Below are 17,778 nucleotides of genomic sequence, written 5' to 3' on the forward strand. Positions count from 1 at the left end.
GATGATTCAGGGCGTGCGCGGATTCCCTCTCCTCAAGGAGTGCCTGATGTCCACAGCGATCACCTTCTCCGCATACGGCGGGCCGGAGGTCCTCACCCCCTCGCAGGTCGTCACCCCCGAGCCGGATGCCGGGCAGGTCCGCATCCGAGTGCGGGCGGCCGCCGTCAACCCGATCGACGTGCGAATCCGCGCGGGCATCATGCAGGGCGCCTTCCCGGTGACCTTCCCGCACGTGCCCGGCTGGGACGTGGCCGGTGTGGTCGACAAGGTCGGCGAGGGCGCGAGCTTCGCCGTCGGTGACGAGGTCTTCGGCGTCGCCTCGACCGGCGGTTACGGCGAGTACGCGCTGCTGCAGCTGCCGTTTGCCAAGCCGAAGGAGCTGTCGTTCGAGGCCGTCGCCGGGATGATCACGGTCGGTGAGGCCGCCTACCGAGCGCTGGAGCACCTCGATGTCGGGGCGGGACAGACGCTGCTCGTCCACGGCGCCGGTGGCAGTGTCGGCGCCATCGCGGTGCAGCTGGCCGTCGCACGCGGCGTCACTGTGGTCGGTACGGTCGCCGAGCAGGACATCGAGCGGGTCAACGGCATGGGGGCGTCCGCCGTCCGCTACGGCGAGGGGTGGGCGGAGCGGGTCCGGGCCGCCGCCCGCGACGGCGTGGACTGTGTGTTCGATGCTTCCGGCGCGGGCGTGCTCGCCGAATCCGTCGCCCTGGCCGGCGATGCGGGCAAGGTCATCACCATCGCGGACCCGTCCTTCGCCGAACACGGCGTGCGGTTCACCGGCATGGACCCCAAGGACCGCTTCCCGCAGGCCCTGCCGCAGCTGGCCGACCTGATCGCGACCGGCACACTCGACGTCTCCGTGTGGCGGACCTACCCGCTCGCCGAGGCCGCCCAGGCGCACGCGGCCATTGAGGCCCGCCGCAACCAGGGCAAGGTCGTCCTCCTTCCCTGACCTGCAAGGTCGCAGACCCGCCGCACCTCGGGTCCTGTGTGGCCGAGGTGACCCGCCGGGGGCGGCAGCCGGCCGCTGGCGGCGGGGCCGTCAGTCCCCGCCGGCCGCGCTGCAGCCCCGGCCTGACTGACCGGCGCGCCCCGACGTCGCTGACGCGTCTGCCCCTCGGCGGGCGCGTGAGGCGTCGTCGCCCCGGGATGGCGAGCCCACGAGGGCTGACCTGCGGCACCCGCGGCAACGACCCAGAGGCTCGGCCCTCGGGCCGCCGGGCGACCGACGGCCGCAGCGGGAGAAACAGGCGCCCGCAGTTGAGGCGGTGAGTCTCTTCCCCCGTGACAGCTGTCACAGCGCAAAATCGGACGGAGTACGGCACCGGGCCGCGCCGAACTCGGCCGGAGTCAGGCCCCGCCCGTGCGAGCCTCGACTACGCGCTCAGCTGACGGCGGCGCCGAACCACTGGGGCAACCGGCCGAGCAGATCCTGCTGGTCTTCGCCGACCCACGCCACATGGCCGTCAGGCCGCAGCAGCACCGCGGGCACGTCCAGTTCCTCGCTGACGTCGACGACACGGTCGACCCGGTCTGCCCAGCCCGCCACCGAGAGCCGGCCGGTCTGGTCGAGGAGCAGTCCGCGGCCGTCGTGCATCAGCTCGTAGAGGCGACCCCGCTTCAGCCCCACGTCCCGCATCCGCCGGCCGAGCAGCTCATGTCCTTCGCCGAAGTCGTAGCGGAGCCCGATCGCAGTGATCTTCTCGATCAGGTACCGGTTCACGTCCTCGAAGTCCATCAGTTCCGACATCAGCCGGCGCACCGCCAGGGGACCCGGTTCGGTGGACAGCAGCTCCATCTGCGCGCGGGTGCTGTTCAGCACGTCGGCGGCCACCGGGTGCCGTTCGGTGTGGTAGCTGTCCAGCAGTCCCTCCGGTGCCCGGCCGCCGACCTCGGCCGCCAGTTTCCAGCCGAGGTTGAACGCGTCCTGGATACCGAGGTTGAGGCCCTGCCCGCCGGTCGGCGGGTGGATGTGCGCCGCGTCGCCGGCCAGCAGCACCCGGCCGACCCGGTAGCGGTCGGCCTGGCGGGTGGCGTCGCCGAAGCGGGACAGCCAGCGCGGTGAGTGCACGCCGAAGTCGGTGCCGGCGACCTTCCGCAGCTGTTGCTTGACCTCCTCCAGGGTCGGCGGGACCGAGCGGTCCACGGCCAACCCCTCGGCGGGCACGACGACGCGATACACGCCGTCCCCGAAGGGACCGAGGCCGAACCGCTTCTCGGTCTTGCGGACTTCGGTCACCACGGCGGCCACAGTCTCCGGCGGCACGGCGACCTCCATCTGGCCCAGCAGCGTCTCGACCCTGCTGGGCTCGCCGGGAAAGCCGACCCCGAGCAGCTTGCGCACCGTGCTGCGGCCGCCGTCGCAGCCGACGAGATAGCGCGAGCGCAGCCGCGTGCCGTCGGACAGCTCGACACCCACCCCGTTGTCGTCCTGGCTCAGCCCGACCAGTTCGCAGCCGCGCCGGATCTCGGCCCCGAGGCCGATGGCGTGCTCGGCCAGCAGGCGATCGGTGGTGGTCTGGGGGATGCCCAGAACGTAGGGATGCGCGGAGTCGAGCCGATCGGGCCAGGGTTTGTCGATGGCCGCGAAGAAGCCGCCGACCTTGTACTGCTGCCCCTGCGCGAGGAACCGCCCCAGCAGACCGCGCTGGTCCATCACCTCGATGCTGCGCACGTGCAGGCCGAGCGCGCGGACAAACGCGGTCGGCTCCGCCTGCTTCTCCAGCACGAGCACGCGCACGCCGTGCAGCCGCAACTCGCCGGCCAGCATCAAGCCGGTCGGTCCGCCGCCGGCAATGATCACGTCGATCATGAACCCCCCATAGGACGAGAACGCTTTTCGGCCGACTGCTCCGCGGAGTCCGGCGGCACCCACACCCACACCCGCGCCTCCGCGCCGAGTGCCCGCAAGCGCACCGCGAGTCCGACCGCCGGTCCGACGTCCCGCAGGACCCGTACATCGCCAAAAGCGCGTGTATTTCGCGAAACTCTGATTTCCGCAGGTTCTGGCTTCGGTCGGAGATTCTGCAACACGACCCGGGCCTTGCCGCCAGGCCCCCGGTGCGCTATATGTTGAGAACGGCAAGGAGCGGATCACCCCCTTGCCTTTGTCTTTTGTCGTCCGCTCCGGACTGACAAGCTCCTCTCGAAGCGATGACGCGGCGCGTACTGCGGGACCCGATGCGGGCGCCTTGAGGGCGATGCCGGCCGTAAGGCCTCGCGGGAAGCGTCAGCCGGAACCGAGCGCCGTCCGTCCGGGGCGCTCTTTGCCGAATTCGTCGTGAAGCCACTGCGGAAGTGGCGGTGGCCCGTTGCGGGTCCGATCCGCGAGGAAGCCTCGGACCAACTCGCGTGCCCTGCCGTCCGGCAGCGCACCCCTGTGGTGCTGCTCCAGGACGTCGCGCACGCGTTGCAGTTCCGGATCGTCCTGCGTGTTGCCGTTGCCGTTGCCGTCGTCCTTTGCGTCGCCTGCGGGCAGGGTGGGCAGGCGGACCTCCGGCTCCGGGCCGGCATCCGGGACGAACATCCTCATCGCGGCGTTACGCAGCAGGACCTCGGTCCGCAGCAAGGGGGAGTCCTGCAGATCGGACTCGGCTCCGGCTGCCCTCAGGGCCCGGGCGAGGACGTGCCCGGCCTGTGCGAAGGCATCCACCTGCATATGGAGGGCACTGAGGTCGACGAGCGTCTCCAGCAGATGAGGGACGCTGCCTCGGCGCTCCCAGTGGTCGGCCGCGCGGCTGAGCATCTCGACTGCTGTGGCCAGGTCGTCGACCGTAGAGGCCGCCCAGGCCGCGTTCTGACACGAGACGCCGGCGTTCCACCAGCTCTCGATCGATTTGTACAGCTCCTCGGCACGACGGTTGGAGGCGATGGCGTCGAATGCTCTGTCCGCCCTAAGCTCCGCCCGTCCGCGTTCGAAGAACGCGGACGCGCGGGTGTCCGCGTCGCCCCAGCGTTCGCCCAGCTCTGTCGCGGTGCGGCCCCATCGCAGGGCCCGCCCGGTGTCGCCCAACTCACGAGCCAGCGAGCAGGTGTTGGTCGCGACGGGGACGGCCTGGGCCTGACGGCCCAGGGCGATCAGGACGTCGGCCGATCTTTCGCTCGCCTCCAGAGACCCGGCGAGATCTTTCTGATTCCACAGCAGCAGGCTCAGCTTGAAGTCGGCTTCGGCGGCCTGTGCGGTCAGCGCGTGCTCACGGGCGATCCGCACGGCCCGACGGGCGGATTCCAGCGCGGCTTCCGGGGCTGTCTTGGCCAGCGTGTCCGCGTTGAGCAGACAGGCCTTGACGGCCTCCTCGGGCTGGCCGTGGCGCAGGTGCAGGTCGACACGCGTGTCGTTGACTGCGATGATCGCGTCGAGTTCACCCCGGGCGGAGTACAACACGTGCAGGCCCAGGGCCAGCTCGGTGGCCAGGTCGAGCCATCCCTTGCCCTCGGCGAGTTGGACGGCTGCGTGGAAGCGGGTCGGGTCCAGCTCCCCTGACAGATCAGCGTCCCCTCGCTGATCGTTGATCTCGGTCAGTCGGTCGCGCAGAAACGCCACGGAACGGTGCTGGAAGTCCCTGACGAGTTCCTCCGGTTCTTCCTCGGACAGCCGTTCCTTGGCGAAGAGCAGCACGAGGTCGAAAAGGGTGAACGTGGCGAGCAGCCGGCCGCTGAAGGCCCGCACGGCCTGCTGCTTGGCGAGGCTGCGGTCCACCAGCCGGTTCAGCAGCTTCTCCTGGTCGTACTCCGGCGTGTCCAGGCAGTACCCGGCCTCGGACCCGGTCAGCGCGAACCCCGGCGCCGCGGCGACGAGCCGGAACGTGTGGGCGACATCGGTGTCCAGGATGTCGTAGCTGAGCTTGATCGCGACTCGGACCGCGCGGTCGCCCGCGTCGAGGTAGTCGAGGCGGGTGGTCTCCTGCTCCAGCAGTTGCAGGAGATGGTCCAGGGACAGGTCGGGGCGGCTGGCCATGCGCGCCCCGAACATCCGCAGCGCCATCGGCACGTCCGCGCACAGGTGGGCGATCCGGTGCAGGATGGCGCGCCCGGGATCCTCCGCCTCCCGGGCGCGGTCCTCGTCGCACGCGGCCAGCACCTCCACGGACGCCCGGCGGTCCAGCGGATCTACCCGGAAGACCAGGCCGGGATCGGCGTAACTCTGCACGCTGTCGCGGGAAGTGACGATGATGGCGCAGGTGGTGGGTGTCTTGACCAGGGGCGCGACGTGCTCGGCGTCGAGGGCGTTGTCCAGGACGAGCAGGATGTTGCGTTCCCGCAGTTGCGCGGCGAACGCCTCGAAGAGGTAGGCGTCCTCCCGGGCACCGCCCCCGAGCTCCAGGCCGAGGGCTTCGCCCACCTTCCTGACCACGTCCCGGGCGTGCCTGCGGGCTTCAGGGACCAGACCGGACAGATCGACGTAGTACACCCCGCCGGAAAACGCCGGGGACAGCAGCCGGGCCGCCTCGATGGCGACCACGGAGGTGCCGACACCGGGCTGGCCCGACAGGAAAGCCGTCGCCGACCGCTGACGGCTCATGCGCTGGTCGATCTTGCGGACGATCGTGGCGACGAGGTCGTTCCGGCCGACGACATACGGGTCGGGGTCGGGAAGCCGGATCATCTGGGCTGCCAGCGAAGCCAGTTGAGCCCGGTGATAATGCGGTGCCGTCCCACCGGACGCCGAGACCGACGAAGCGGACTCCGAAGCCGACGACGCGGCCGTGCCTCCCGAGCGCGTTCCCGCCCCGTCGTCGCCTGGCGGGCGGGCCAGGACCGCCTCGGTGGACGTGGAACGCAGCGGCGGGAGCTGCGCGGTCAGGGCATGCAGGAAGGCCGACAGCGGCATCGTGTGCCCGTCGGTGAGCGCTTCGGCGAGGTAGCGGCGGCTCGACTCGGCCAGTTCGGCGAACAGCTCCCCGCTCACCTCACCCGCGACGACGCGCCGGAAGGACGTCAGGAGTTCCACGGCCGAGGTCTCCTCCGCGGCATCGCTCTGGCCGCCGAGCGGTCCGGCCCAGCGGCGGACAGCCTCCTCGTGTTCCGTCGTCGAGCGCACCAGCAACCGGGGATCCAGACCGCGGGCGCGTAATCGCGCCCGGAACTCCCGTGCCGGCCGCCCGCCCGGATCGCCGCCGAACGCGTTCGTGATGAGGTGGTCCAGTACCGGGCCGAGAGTCGCCGCGCCCCGGGCGGCATTGTCGAGCGCCGCCAGCACCCGCGCCACTTCCAGGGCTGCCTCGTACGGACCGCCGCAGTCCCGCACCGTGGCAGGCTTCGGTGCGTAGTCGGGAATATGCGCCGCAGCGGTGTCGCCGCCCGCCGCACGCACGGAGAGCATGGACCCCACCTCACCTGAGGCGAGGACGAGTCGATGGCTGAGGGTGATCTCCCCGACGGACTCCAGAAGACCGGCCAGATCCTCGATCCGGGCCACCCACACCGAGTTGCGGAGCCAGCCGTCAGCGCTGTTGTACCGGGCCGACACCACCCCGACGACGGCGCTGTCCGCGAGGCGCAGCACGGGCGCGCCGCTCATGCCGCGCATCACCGCCGTCGACGTCAGCCGGCCCAGGGGCACCCTGCCGTCGCGGACCGTGCCACCCTGCCAGACACCAGTGGCGTCCAGATAGCGATACTCGTGGTCGTGGTCGTCCACCGCCGACACGCCGGTGATCACCACGTCCGTCAGGAGGTCGACAGCGTCCGTCGGCATCAGCCGCGGCACGGCGCCGGGCAGGGTCTCGCTCCTGCGCAGCACGGCGAGGTCGCGCACCGGATCGACAGCCACCACCCGCGTCGGGCAGGGCCCGGCCGAGCCGTCAAGGGCGTCCGTGTCCACCCACGCGCCGACGTGGCCGCGGTCCAGATCCGCCACGACGTGCCACGCCGTGACCACGATGCAGGGTGCGACCTGAAAGCACGTGCCCACGCCCGCACCGCCCGCGTCGAGCACCCTCCCCAGGTGTCGCGCGATCCGTACGTCCCCCATCCTGCCCCCGCTAGTCGGCCCCTCCCGGGGGCACCTCCGTGTCTGACAGGGAGGATCGATAAACGACCCGGACCAGCAATGACGCCTCACTCGACGCCCCCGCCACCACGACGTTCCCCTGAGCCGAGAACTTCAGGCCGAACTCCACCTCCAGCGACTCCGGCCGCGCCGCACGCTGCCCCAGTCGGTGGACGGCAATGGCGGCGGACGACGCGATCTCGACGACCGCGTCGCGCGCCCGATCGAACGCGTCGACGACACGGTCCCCTGCGTCCGAGAGCCGGGATGTGGATTCCGACCCGGCCACCGGGACTGTCTCCACGAGGAGTTCGACATCGCCGACGCGAACCGGAAGCATGCGACCTGCCATGCGTACACGCTGCCACACCTTCGAGTGCCGCGGAGCCGTAACGGGCAGATGCGGCGTCGACGGCCTGCAGTTGGACGAAGCTCGCCCCGCGAGACGTCGCTGCCGTGGTACACCTGCTCGATGTCGCACGGAATGCCGTGACAGGATAGGCACGTACGGGGATTCGTCAACGCCACCCGATGCTGGTGGAACTGGCTGTTTCTTGGGGCTATGAGGCCAGCAGGCTCCGCAGTTGCACGATGCCGTCCCAGAGCGCTTCGATGGGGACGTCGGGTGTGACGGGTGTCGTCTCGGTCCAGCCGTCGTAGGCGTGGTTCCCGTCGCGGACCGGCTTCCAGTCCTGTGCCCGCCACTCGGCGAGGACCTCTCGTTCCAACCGCTCGGCGTCGCGGCCGACTTCGAAGGCGAGGGTGGCGTGCAACTGCCAGCCCCGGCTCCGGTGCTTGTCGATCCGGCCGGTGCCCAGGTTGCAGATTCCGACCTTCGCCGCCCGCAGGCCCTCGTGGCGGAGCAGGTACACCATGGCCGGCCGCTCTCGTTTGAAGCCGTACTCGGCGCACTCGGAACAGCCCGTGCCACGACTGTTCACGCTGCCCAAGGTGGGGGAGACGACGGCGCGGCAGGCCGGATTCACACACTGGCACTTCCAGCGCTCGCGCACCCCCGGATACGACTCCAGCGGCTGCAGTCCGGCTTCGACCATGATGTCGTGCGCGATGTCCCCGGCGATCACGACGCCGGCGCACCATTTGCAGGCCTGTGCGCCGCGCCGCACCCAGGTGAGCCGGGGATGGATGGTGCGGTCCCGTGGGCCGGGGCACTCGGCAGCCAGGCATCGGCTGCGCCAGCGCTGATTGACCCCCCTGTACGGTTCGAGCGGTAGGGCGCCGACCGCGAGCATTTCGCTGACGGCCTGCTCCTCGGGCACGCGCATCCGCCCGCCGCAATGCTTGCACCCTCCCTGCCCAGTAAGGACCACGTTGGCGTAGGTGGGGGTGATGTCATCCGCCTTGCAGTTCAGGCAGGTGCAGGGCCAGGGACTACTGGCCTTCTGGTACGGCTCCCGGGGCTCGACGCCGTGCCGGATCATCTCGTATGCCGCGCGTTCGGGCCGGATGGCGATGCGGGCGCAGTACCTGCATGCCGAGCCCTTGCTGCGGCGAGCGTCCGCCAGACGCGGTCTGATCTCGGCCGGATCACCCTCCCACAGGCCGGGGCACAGGGCGCTGAGGCAGCGGCTCCTCCAGGGAGTGTCCACTCCGGGATACTCCTCCAGGGGCTCCACCCCGGCGGCGCGCATCTCTTCGAGGGCCACGTCCGCCGGAACCCTGCGTCGTGAAGCCGCCCGGGCACGCCCGCACGGGTCACAGCCGCCGCGGCCGGGCCGCATCACGTTGCGGTAGATCGGCCTGACGAACTTGCCGCACTCCGTGCAGACGCTCAGCCACGGCTTGTCGTTGAACGGCCACACCGATATGGGCCAGATCCCCTTGGCGATCATGTTTGCCTTGGCGACCTCGGGATCGAGATGACGGGGCACTTCACTCCAAGCGGCCTACGGGACACGTGCGTTGGCGCACACCGGGCTGGTGTTCCGGCTCCGCGGCCACCGTAGCGCGCATCACCGACGGCTCTCCGGCGCCTACCGGGTCCGGGAGCGACGCCCGGGTCGTCCGAAAGTCTGCGGATGCCCACGTTGCGCGCAACGCAACCGGCAACGATTTTGCGGTGAACTGCCGTGACCTGGACGAACACCCCGTTCTCCGACGACGGCGAGGAATGCAACATCCGAGCGCGGGTGCTGCACTTCGGATCACGGTGCGCAACGGGCTCGTGACACTCCATGCTGTGTGTCACCCGGACGGCAATCCGCCGCGCGGGTGACGGGCTTCCCTGGCCGTACGACCAGGGGCCGAGTGGACGGAGACCCCTATGGAACGGCCCTTGTTGACGGCCAGGGCAGCTCTCGTGCTTCTCCTCGCCGTGCTCAGCGGGGGCGTTGCGACGGTGCTGGCATGGACGGCGGGCGAGGGACCTTCCCGCAGTGTGCTCGCCGGGCTGGCCACCGCCGGTCTGGCTGTGCCGTTCTTCAACCGTCTGATTGCGGGCGACGGCGTGAGCAGTTGCGGACACGCCGAGGCGGAAGGAGAGGAACGTGGGTGAATTGCGGCCACTCGGAAACGACCTTCCCGAAGCTTCGCGTGCTCTGGCTCAGGCACTCAGGGAGTTGTTCGAGGGGCTGGGGGTCTCGGTACGCCGGTACGCGGCGCGCCGGCAGTGGGACCCCGGCACACTCTCGAGGTACCTCAACGGCACCCGGCTGCCCCCGTGGAAGGTCGTGAGGGCGCTGCTGGCCGATCTCGGAGAGCACCGTGGCACCGCTGTGACGCCCGAGGCCGTGGAGCTGGTCCGGGAGCTGTACCGGGCCGCGACCGACGCCGGATCCTCGCAGCACCATGCGATGGAGGTCCTCGAGGAACAACTGGCGGACGCCGACCGCAGATCCCGACGTTCCAGCGTCCAGGGAGACGTCTTGGGTGATGCTCTGCTGGAGCGCACGAACCGCATTCACGACCTGGAGGTACGCCTCTCACAGTTGGAATCGGACTGGAAGGCGGAACGGGGCCGCGCGGACGAACTGGCCGCCGCCCATCCCAATGTTCCCCAACTGCTCGAGGAACGCGACGTGCTCCAGCAGCAAGTCACCAGGCTCGGTGAGGAATTACGGACGACGCGGGAGGAACGCGCAGCTGCCGAGGACCGCTGCCAGCTGCTGGAACGGCAGCTCGAAGCCCTGGAACGTCCGACCGCCCTGCCGACAGCGCCGGACGCCAGCATGCCGAAGATCCTCATCGTCGACGATCAGCCCGACAATCTCCTGGCGATCACCGCGGTCCTCGACACTCTGGACCAGCGCCTCGTCACGGTCTCCTCCGGGAGGGAAGCCCTGAAAGCCCTGCTGGACAACGACGACTTCGCCGTCATCATCATGGATGTACAGATGCCGGACATGGACGGCTACGAGACGGCTGCCCAGATCAAGCGCCGCCACCGCAACCGGGACGTCCCGATCATCTTCCTGACCGCCATGGGCGCCGATCCGGTGCACTCCAACCAGGGATACCTCGTCGGCGGAGTCGACTACATCACCAAGCCCTTCGACCCATGGGCCCTGCGGGCGAAGGTCGCGGTCTTCACCCAGATCCACATCGAGCGACGCATGGCGCTGCGAACCCCCAGTGGTAGGGCGTCGGCTCTGGACAGCTCGGGCGCCTGAATCAAGGGGGGAGAGGGGGTAGGTGTGCTGCGGGCGGCCGGGTCGGGAACTGACTGAAGGCGTCAGCACGCAGCGCTTCGGCTCCGATGAGTTCAGCGTGGCCGGCGGCTGCCCCGGCGACACCAGGAGGCGTTCAGGCGCGGACCAGTTCCAGCGCCTTGCTCAGGTTGTACTCGGCGATGCTCGCCATGACGGCCCGGTCCGGGAAGTCCCCGTCGAGCAGCCGTAGCGGACCCGCCGTCAGCGAGAGCCGCTGTGCCAGCATGTAGAGCGCAAGCCGGTCCTCGTCCAGTCCTTCCGTCCCGAGCGGCCGGTAGGCGTCGTGCAGGCGGATCCGCAGAAAAACGACCGCCCGCGACCCGTTCGACCGCCGTAAGCCGCCGCCCGCCACCCAGCGCGGCCCTCGCCGCACCCTCCAGCTGCCCCCGCGTCACTGCCCTGGGTGCCACGCTCCGAACCGCCCCTCCGCCACGACAACCCGCGCACCTTACGAGAGAGTCGACGCGGAGGCGATCGGTTTGTTCTGTCTGCAGTCGAGGCCGCCCGACTCGGGAGAGCATCAGCGGCCCCGCCGCCTGACGCAGCGGGCCCCGCTTCACCATGCCTGCGGAGAGGGCAGGATTCGAACCTGCGTGGGCCCTGAGGGGCCCGACCGTGAGGCGTACTCGCTGGTCCCCGATCAACCGCTCCGGGCACCTCTCCCTGTTCCCGGCCCCAGGTGGTGTCCCGCGCCGTTCACGTGAACAACCCTGCCAGGGCCTCCTGACGGCGGCCTGATGGACCTCTGATGCGGTCCGCTTCGGACGATGCTTCCTCGAACTGGGCCTGCCGCGGGCCTTGCCGCGGCCCCTGGCGGGAGCCGCGGCATCTGCTGCGTGCGTTCAGCCGAGGAAGACCGACGAGATCTCGTCGTCGAAACCGATGGTGGACAGGTCGGCGACGTTGCCGCTCACGACCTTGGACGTGCCCTTGCAGTTCTTCTCGGTCCAGATCTTCAGGGAGCCTTCGGCCTGCAGGGACGAGGCGAGGTCGTCGCGGGCGACGTTCTGGCAGCCGGTGCCGGCGAGGCCCTCGGACGGGTCGCCGAAATTCTTCTCCTCGGAGAGGACGACACTCGTGGCGGGCTCTCCGGCCGGGCTGCCGCCGTCCTGTCCGCCGCCCGCCTTCTGACCGTTCGGCGTCACGCCGAACCAGGTGCCGCCGACTCCCTGCCCCTTGGTGTCACCGGGCTTGAGGTCCTTGCTGAAGCGGTAGACGGGCCAACCGCCGATCGTGACCTGGAGGTTGCCGTCGTCCCGCTTGACGATACCGACGTCCGACTTCTTCGCTCCGTCGAGGAAGATCTTGCCTCCGGGTGCCACTACGACGGGCGGCCACGTGGTGGCGCACTCGCCGTTGCAGGTGGACTTCGAGGGGTTCGCGGTGTCCTTGTCGAAACGGTAGAGCGTAAAGCCCGCGCCGTTGACCACGACCGGGTTCAGGTTCCCCGCCCTGGCGGCGCTGAGCTGGATCCACTTCTTCGCGGCCGGCTGTGTGGCCGGCCCGCCGGGCCCGTTGGCCCAGTCCCCGGTCTTGGCCGGGGCCTTGTGCTGCTGCGCCGTACCACTGAGGAAGTCGAGGTCCTGCGCCGTGCCGGCCCGCTCGCCGGCGGCGGAGCTGCTGACGGCCGGGGCGCCCGTCGTGTCGCCGTCACCGTTGCAGGCGGTGAGCAGCAGGCCGCCGGCGGTAACGGCAGCGGCGATCATTCCCAAGCGCTTGTTGAACATCGGGCTCTCCTCGCGTAGTCACGCTCCGGCCCCCCGGAGCCTTCGCCACGAGGTACGGGGCCGGCTCCCGGGGCCCCTCACCCGGTTACGCCCCCGGGACAGACCAGAGACGGACCACGGCCATTGCGTGCGCGACCCCAACATTCCGGGCACCAGCAGGAGCGGCAGACCGAGACGGCCACACTGGGCGCCCGGCCGGCTACCACCTGCTGCCCGTCACCCGGGCCGACCTGCTGCGTCGCATGGGACGCGCGCGGGAGGCGGCCGTGGCATACGAGCGGGCCCTGGAACTTGTCGAGAACGACGCCGAGCGCAGGTTCCTGGGAAAGCGCCTCGCGGAGTGTCGACCGCATAGGCGCCGTTCGTCGGTGGGGTGACAGCACCTCACCGAGACCGGAGGCTCCGATGACCGCTCTCGCGCTCAACCGCAGCGCCGGGAAACTCCGCGCCCAGCCGCTGCCGTTCCACAGGCGTTCCGCCCGCCCGGCACCCGAGGGGTCACGCCGCCCCGCGCCGCTCAGCCCGGCCCGTGCCGGCGGACCAGGCGCCCGGATGTCCGGCTCTGCGTGCCCGCGCCCCAGAGGCTGACCGATGAACACCCCTGTCACGACCCTGGACCCGCGCCGCTGGCATGCCCTGGCCCTGCTCTGCGTGGTCGGGTTCATGGTGATCCTGGACGCCCAGATCGTCGTCCTCGCCCTGCCCTCCATCGCCGACGGCCTCGGCTTCTCGTCGAGCCGTGAGCAATGGGTCATGAGTGGTTATCTGCTCAGCTGCGGCGGGCTGCTGCTCCTCGGCGGACGCACGCCGACCTGCTCGGCCGTCGCCGCGTGTTCATGGCCGGCACGCTGCTGTTCGGCGTGTCCTCCCTGCTGCGCGGCTTGGCGTGGACGGCGGTCGCCTGATTGCCGCGCGCGCCGTGCAGGGCGTCTCGGCCGCCGTCATGGCGCCCACCGCGCTGTCTGTCCTGCTGGCCACCTTCGAAGAGGGCCACGAACGGAACAAGGCCCTGGCCGTCTGGTCCGGCAGTGGTGGCTTCGGTGTCACGGCTGCCGGCCGCCCTGCTGATCGGCGGGCCCGTCACGGCCGTTCTCGGCTCCGCCGGACAGGCCCTGGTCACTCGGATCGGTGCGCGCCCGGTGGCCGCGGGCGGTCTGGCGCTGGTCGGGGCGGGCAGCGGGCTGCTGGCCGGAGTACCCGTGGACGGCGGCGGCTTCGTCCGCGACCTGCTCCCGGGGCTGCTCGTCTTCGGACCCGGCCTCGGCGCCTGCGCGGTCGCGGGCTCCATCGCCGCTCTCACCGGTGTTGCCGAGCGGGAGTCCGGGGTGGCCTCCGGCATCAACACCGCGGCTTTCCAGATCGGCGCCTTCGGAGTCGCCGTCGTCAGCTCCGTCGCCGTCTCCGCCACTCACGGTTCCGGTCGGCTCGCGGCGATGACCGCGGGCTACCAGGCCGCGTTCACGGCCTGTGTCGTGCTCACCGCGGCCGGGCTGGCCTGCGCGACCGTGCTGCTTCGCCGGCCGCGCCGCCCGGCACGGTCGGAGACGGAGACGGGGACGGGGACGGGGACGGATCCGACGGTCACGGAGCGTCGAGTGCGGTCATGAGGTCAGTAGCGCTGGGCTTTGGCCAGACGAGGGGTCAGCCGTGGCTCGGAGGGCTCATGGCTGAACACGATGGGCTGTTCCTTCTTGCCGGGTTTGAGATTTTCCGCGCCGGTGTATCTCGTCTCCACGACATGATGGTCGGCATCCTCGAAGTCGATCTGGACGGCGTAGGACGCCGTGCTGCTCGTCTTGTTGGTGATGGTCACCAAGACAGCGAGGACGCCCCCGGTCTGCGCCATGGGCATCCCCGTCATGCCGACCTCGGAGAGTGCGTTTCCGCTTCCCTTGACGTCCTTGAGTTCCTGCTGAGCCGCTGCTGTCCTGCGAGCGCTCTCGGCCGACACCGACGCTTCGAACTCCGAGGCGCGTGCGGATGCCGAGGAAGCTGCTGCGGAGGCCGAGGCATGAGCGGAGGAGATGGCCGCGGAAGCCGAGGAAGCCAGTGCGGACGGCATTGTCCCGGAGAACGACGACGTGTCCGGCGCAGTGGGGGTTCCGCTTGCCGTGGAGCCGGTGCCATTGTCGCCATTGCCGCATCCGGCCAACGCAGAGGCTGCAACCGCGCACGTCAGAGCAGCTGCGGCCAGGCGGCAACGGCTGGACCTGCGCGCCGGGACTCGAGATCGGGGAAGCATGAGGATCCTCCAAGACGGATATCTTGGGATCATCGTCCGTGCTGCCCGCTTGGCCTGCGAGGCACCGCGACCAGACGAGTGATGCGGGTCGCGGCCTTGCTCGCCGGCAGCCTGAGGCGGAGCATCCGCCGCAGCTACTTGTCGATCTGCAGCACGGCCATCATGCCCTCGTCCTCGTGATTGAGGATGTGGCAGTGCAGCACCGTCCTGCCCGAGTAGTCGAGGAAGCGGGTGCGGACGACCATGTTGCCGCGTACCGGCACGTCGACGGTGTCCTGGAAACCGTAGTTGACCTGTGGCTTCCCATTGATGCTCATGACCTGGAAGTCATTGGTGTGGACGTGGAAGGAGTGGACCTCGTCGCTGTTGTTGCGGATCGTCCACTCCTCGACGGTGTCGAGCTTCGACCGGAAGTCCACGCGGTTGTGGTCGAACTGCTTCTTGTTGATGTAGAACTGCGTGCCCGCCGAGTTCTCGGTGAACACGATCGTCTTGCGGGCCGCGACCGGCGCCTTGGCCAGGTCGTCGACCGGGCCGAACGTCGTCGGCAGGGTGGCCTGGCGCACCGCCTCTCCGGAGGTGTCCACCGTGGCGAGGGTGGCCTGCGGGAACTGGTTGCCGGCCTTGCCCGAGTTGTAGGGCTGCGTCATCAGCTCCGTGGTGCCGGCCTTGCCGCCCTGCACCAGGACGTCGTAGCGTGCGCCGGCCGGAATCACGATGGAGTCCGCCGAGTAGACCTTGTTGACCGGGTAGCCGTCCTGCGCGACCACGTGGAACCTGCTGCCGGGCAGCGCTACCTTGTAGAAGATGTTGGCCCCCACATTGGCGATGCGCCACAGCTGTGTCTCGCCCGGCTTGATGTGGATGCGCGGGTTGAGCTGGCCGTTCACGGTGCGGGTGGTCGGTGCGCCCATCTTCAGGTTGTCGGTCTTGATCCGGTCGGCGACGATCTGGAAGTCCTTCAGAGCGATCACGTGTTCGGTGATGCCACGCAACGGCCGGGGCATGTACCGGTCGAGGCCGTCGACGACGACGAGGCCCGACATACCGCCCGCCGTCTGTGCGGCGGACAGGGTGTGCGGATGCGGGTGATACCAGTAGGTGCCCGGTTCCAGGCTCTTCAGGAACTGGTACTTGTAGGTGAAGGTCTTGCCCGGCTGGACGGCCAGGAAAATGTTGTCGGAGTTTCCTCCCGGTGAGACGTGCATTCCGTGCACATGGAGATTCGTCTGCTTGTCGATCCGGTTCTCGAAGGTGATCTCCATGCGGTCACCGGGCTTCAGACGCAGTGTGGGTGGCATGTAGAGGCCGTTGTAGGTCAGGGCCCACAGCTGTCTGCCCGCCAGCGGGACCTTCTTCCGCTCCACCACGATCCGTGTCTTGAGCAGGCCGTTCTCGCTGACCACCTGGGCCGGGTCACGCAGGTCTTCGGTGGCTGCGGCCGTCAGCGCGGGGGAGGGCGAGATGGAAGGGCCGGCCGAGACCGATGGCGCGGCATGCTCGTGCGCCAGCTCTGCTGTGGCACAGCCCGATGCGAGGGCGAGAGCGGCGAGGAGTGCCATGGCGGCGGCCCATCCGCCGAAAGGGCTTCTGTTCATCCGGAATCTCCGAGGGAAACGACAAACGGACCGGTCCAGGGGGCGGCCCGTGCCATCATGCCCAGCGAATGGTGCGTTTCTTGCTCAATGACCCGCATTTAAGTGGTTGATGTCGGAGACCGACCGAGTGAATCCAGAATTCACTGCCGGCCGGGTGAATCCGGATGTCTCGGTCCTGTCCAGGTCTGCCGGTCGCAGGCCGTGCAGATCACCACACCGCTGACGGGCGGCCGTCACGCCTCGCCCGCCGCGTCCGGTCGGTCCCCGGGAGCAGGCGGCATGCCCTCCGTGCTCAGGACGCACAGGGCCGGCCGCCCGGCCGCCCGCATCCTCGGCCCGTCGGTCTCGGGGGCATGGACCCGGCCCGATGCGTTCCAGCCCTGTCGGGTCCGCCGGCCCGGTCACAGGATCGGAGACCACTTCGTACGATCCGCGGGCTCACGGCCTCACACCTAGGCTGGAGGTGTCGGGGCAGGTGATGAGCGCCCGCCGCGCCTCGGCGATCCGCCCGCGGGCGCGACAGGAGGACCCATGCGCGCCTCACTCGTCCAACTCCGTGTGGACGCCGTCGAGAGCCCCGCCGACCGGCGGCACCGTGCGGCGGCCCTGGTGCGTACCCGGACCGGTGACGACCTCGTGGTCCTGCCCGAGAGCTGGGCCGCCGGCGCCTGGAACCATGACAGCTGGGAGCGGGATGCCGAGCCCATCGACGGTCCCACCGCACAGGCGATGTCCGACGCGGCCCGGGAGGCCGGGGTCTGGCTGCACGCGGGGACGCTCGTCGAACGCGGTCCGGACGGCACGCTGTACAACACGGCGCTGGTCTTCGACCCGTCCGGCGTCCGCCGCGGTCTCTACCGAAAGATCCATCGGTACGGCTTCGACACCGGCGAGGCCGCCCTGATGGGTGCGGGCGACCAGGTGGTCACCGTACCCACCGGATCCGCCACGCTGGGCCTTGCCACCTGCTACGACCTGCGCTTCCCTGAACTGTTCCGGGCGCTGTTGGACGCCGGCGCCGATGTACTGACCGTTCCTGCGGCCTGGCCCGCCGGCCGACTCGCCCACCTGACGCTGTTCGCCCGCACACGCGCCGTCGAGGAGCAGTGCTTCCTGCTCGCCTGCGTCGCCGTCGGCGAGCACGGCGGGGTTCGGCAGGCCGGACACAGCATGATCGTGACCCCTTGGGGCGATGTGCTGGCCGAGGCGGCCGATGAGGAGGAGATCGTCACCGCCGACCTGGACCTCGCCGAGGTCGCGCGCGTGCGCAAGGAACTTCCGGTCCTGCGTGACCGGGTGATGGGCATCCCGGTTCCGGCACACCGGCGCTGAGCGGGGACTGCGGCCGGCCCCGGTGGGAGCGGGGGTCTTTCGGCCGGGGCCACAGCTTTCGCACACACCTGGGAACCGGGGTAGGCGGCGAGGTACTCCACCGTGCCTGGGCTCCAACACCTCGGCGGCGGCCAGGCCGGCCAGTCCCGGACCGGTGCCCCCACATCCAGGGGCCACCCCCGTCACCGAGCAGGAACACGAGACGCGCCCGGTCATG

Annotated in this window: 12 protein-coding genes and 2 pseudogenes; 5 read left to right on the forward strand and 9 right to left on the reverse strand. The window is 69.9% G+C overall.

Features of this window, described 5'->3' with window-relative positions:
- The first annotated feature begins 46 nt into the window (after positions 1 to 46).
- On the forward strand, positions 47 to 955 hold the full coding sequence (locus ACIRU3_RS40100) for an NADP-dependent oxidoreductase (RefSeq protein WP_404067690.1): 909 nt from the start codon (positions 47 to 49) through the stop codon (positions 953 to 955).
- A 432-nt stretch (positions 956 to 1,387) separates the two neighbouring features.
- Here ACIRU3_RS40100 and rox read toward each other — a convergent pair whose 3' ends face one another.
- The 4 genes from rox to ACIRU3_RS40120 form a co-directional block, all read right to left on the reverse strand.
- Positions 1,388 to 2,815 carry a rifampin monooxygenase gene (gene rox / locus ACIRU3_RS40105; RefSeq protein WP_404067692.1) on the reverse strand — a complete coding sequence of 476 codons (1,428 nt, stop codon included), beginning with the start codon at positions 2,813 to 2,815 and terminating at the stop codon, positions 1,388 to 1,390.
- A gap of 417 nt (positions 2,816 to 3,232) precedes the next feature.
- On the reverse strand, positions 3,233 to 6,976 hold the full coding sequence (locus ACIRU3_RS40110; protein ID WP_404067695.1) for a trypsin-like peptidase domain-containing protein: 3,744 nt from the start codon (positions 6,974 to 6,976) through the stop codon (positions 3,233 to 3,235).
- 10 nt (positions 6,977 to 6,986) lie between these two features.
- Entirely contained in the window at positions 6,987 to 7,346 is a 360-nt protein-coding gene (locus ACIRU3_RS40115; RefSeq protein WP_404067697.1) for a CU044_2847 family protein, read from the reverse strand.
- Positions 7,347 to 7,554: 208 nt separating this feature from the next.
- Positions 7,555 to 8,886 (reverse strand): hypothetical protein, encoded by a 1,332-nt coding sequence (locus tag ACIRU3_RS40120; RefSeq protein ID WP_404067700.1) that lies wholly within the window; start codon positions 8,884 to 8,886, stop codon positions 7,555 to 7,557.
- 392 nt (positions 8,887 to 9,278) lie between these two features.
- Here ACIRU3_RS40120 and ACIRU3_RS40125 point away from each other — a divergent pair, with 392 nt between their 5' ends.
- Together ACIRU3_RS40125 and ACIRU3_RS40130 are read left to right on the forward strand one after the other, a co-directional pair.
- Positions 9,279 to 9,509, forward strand: a complete 231-nt coding sequence (locus ACIRU3_RS40125; RefSeq protein WP_404067703.1) for a hypothetical protein — start codon at positions 9,279 to 9,281, stop codon at positions 9,507 to 9,509.
- Positions 9,502 to 10,623 carry a response regulator gene (locus tag ACIRU3_RS40130; RefSeq protein ID WP_404067706.1) on the forward strand — a complete coding sequence of 374 codons (1,122 nt, stop codon included), beginning with the start codon at positions 9,502 to 9,504 and terminating at the stop codon, positions 10,621 to 10,623. The genes ACIRU3_RS40125 and ACIRU3_RS40130 overlap by 8 nt, the downstream gene beginning before the upstream one ends.
- A 133-nt stretch (positions 10,624 to 10,756) precedes the next feature.
- Here the strand turns inward: ACIRU3_RS40130 and ACIRU3_RS40135 are convergent.
- From ACIRU3_RS40135 to ACIRU3_RS40145, 3 genes and pseudogenes are all read right to left on the reverse strand, one after another.
- A pseudogene (locus tag ACIRU3_RS40135) lies at positions 10,757 to 10,969 on the reverse strand (aminoglycoside phosphotransferase family protein); the annotation flags it as partial.
- Between the two features lie 261 nt (positions 10,970 to 11,230).
- Positions 11,231 to 11,325, reverse strand: a pseudogene (locus ACIRU3_RS40140).
- Positions 11,326 to 11,504: 179 nt separating this feature from the next.
- Positions 11,505 to 12,389 carry a hypothetical protein gene (locus ACIRU3_RS40145; protein ID WP_404067708.1) on the reverse strand — a complete coding sequence of 295 codons (885 nt, stop codon included), beginning with the start codon at positions 12,387 to 12,389 and terminating at the stop codon, positions 11,505 to 11,507.
- 1,040 nt (positions 12,390 to 13,429) lie between these two features.
- Between ACIRU3_RS40145 and ACIRU3_RS40150 the strand changes: the two genes are divergently transcribed.
- Positions 13,430 to 13,996 (forward strand): hypothetical protein, encoded by a 567-nt coding sequence (locus tag ACIRU3_RS40150; protein WP_404067711.1) that lies wholly within the window; start codon positions 13,430 to 13,432, stop codon positions 13,994 to 13,996.
- A gap of 2 nt (positions 13,997 to 13,998) precedes the next feature.
- Here the strand turns inward: ACIRU3_RS40150 and ACIRU3_RS40155 are convergent, their stop codons facing one another.
- Positions 13,999 to 14,631, reverse strand: coding sequence for a hypothetical protein (locus tag ACIRU3_RS40155; protein WP_404067713.1), 633 nt, complete (start codon positions 14,629 to 14,631; stop codon positions 13,999 to 14,001).
- 134 nt (positions 14,632 to 14,765) lie between these two features.
- On the reverse strand, positions 14,766 to 16,229 hold the full coding sequence (locus tag ACIRU3_RS40160; protein WP_404067716.1) for a multicopper oxidase family protein: 1,464 nt from the start codon (positions 16,227 to 16,229) through the stop codon (positions 14,766 to 14,768).
- A 531-nt stretch (positions 16,230 to 16,760) separates the two neighbouring features.
- On the opposite strand from ACIRU3_RS40160, the gene ACIRU3_RS40165 reads away from it, so the two are divergent.
- On the forward strand, positions 16,761 to 17,561 hold the full coding sequence (locus ACIRU3_RS40165; RefSeq protein WP_404067718.1) for a carbon-nitrogen family hydrolase: 801 nt from the start codon (positions 16,761 to 16,763) through the stop codon (positions 17,559 to 17,561).
- Positions 17,562 to 17,778: the final 217 nt, after the last annotated feature.

It is taken from the genome of Streptomyces sp. NPDC101151, from assembly GCF_044768335.1.
GTDB lineage: Bacteria > Actinomycetota > Actinomycetes > Streptomycetales > Streptomycetaceae > Streptomyces.

What these genes read in the sequence shown, in the direction of transcription:
- ACIRU3_RS40100 (WP_404067690.1), top strand. Translation starts at nt 47, where the DNA reads ATGTCCACAGCGATCACCTTCTCCGCATACGGCGGGCCGGAGGTCCTC.
- rox (WP_404067692.1), bottom strand. Translation starts at nt 2,815, where the DNA reads ATGATCGACGTGATCATTGCCGGCGGCGGACCGACCGGCTTGATGCTG.
- ACIRU3_RS40110 (WP_404067695.1), bottom strand. Translation starts at nt 6,976, where the DNA reads ATGGGGGACGTACGGATCGCGCGACACCTGGGGAGGGTGCTCGACGCG.
- ACIRU3_RS40115 (WP_404067697.1), bottom strand. Translation starts at nt 7,346, where the DNA reads ATGGCAGGTCGCATGCTTCCGGTTCGCGTCGGCGATGTCGAACTCCTC.
- ACIRU3_RS40125 (WP_404067703.1), top strand. Translation starts at nt 9,279, where the DNA reads ATGGAACGGCCCTTGTTGACGGCCAGGGCAGCTCTCGTGCTTCTCCTC.
- ACIRU3_RS40145 (WP_404067708.1), bottom strand. Translation starts at nt 12,389, where the DNA reads ATGTTCAACAAGCGCTTGGGAATGATCGCCGCTGCCGTTACCGCCGGC.
- ACIRU3_RS40155 (WP_404067713.1), bottom strand. Translation starts at nt 14,631, where the DNA reads ATGCTTCCCCGATCTCGAGTCCCGGCGCGCAGGTCCAGCCGTTGCCGC.
- ACIRU3_RS40160 (WP_404067716.1), bottom strand. Translation starts at nt 16,229, where the DNA reads ATGAACAGAAGCCCTTTCGGCGGATGGGCCGCCGCCATGGCACTCCTC.
- ACIRU3_RS40165 (WP_404067718.1), top strand. Translation starts at nt 16,761, where the DNA reads ATGCGCGCCTCACTCGTCCAACTCCGTGTGGACGCCGTCGAGAGCCCC.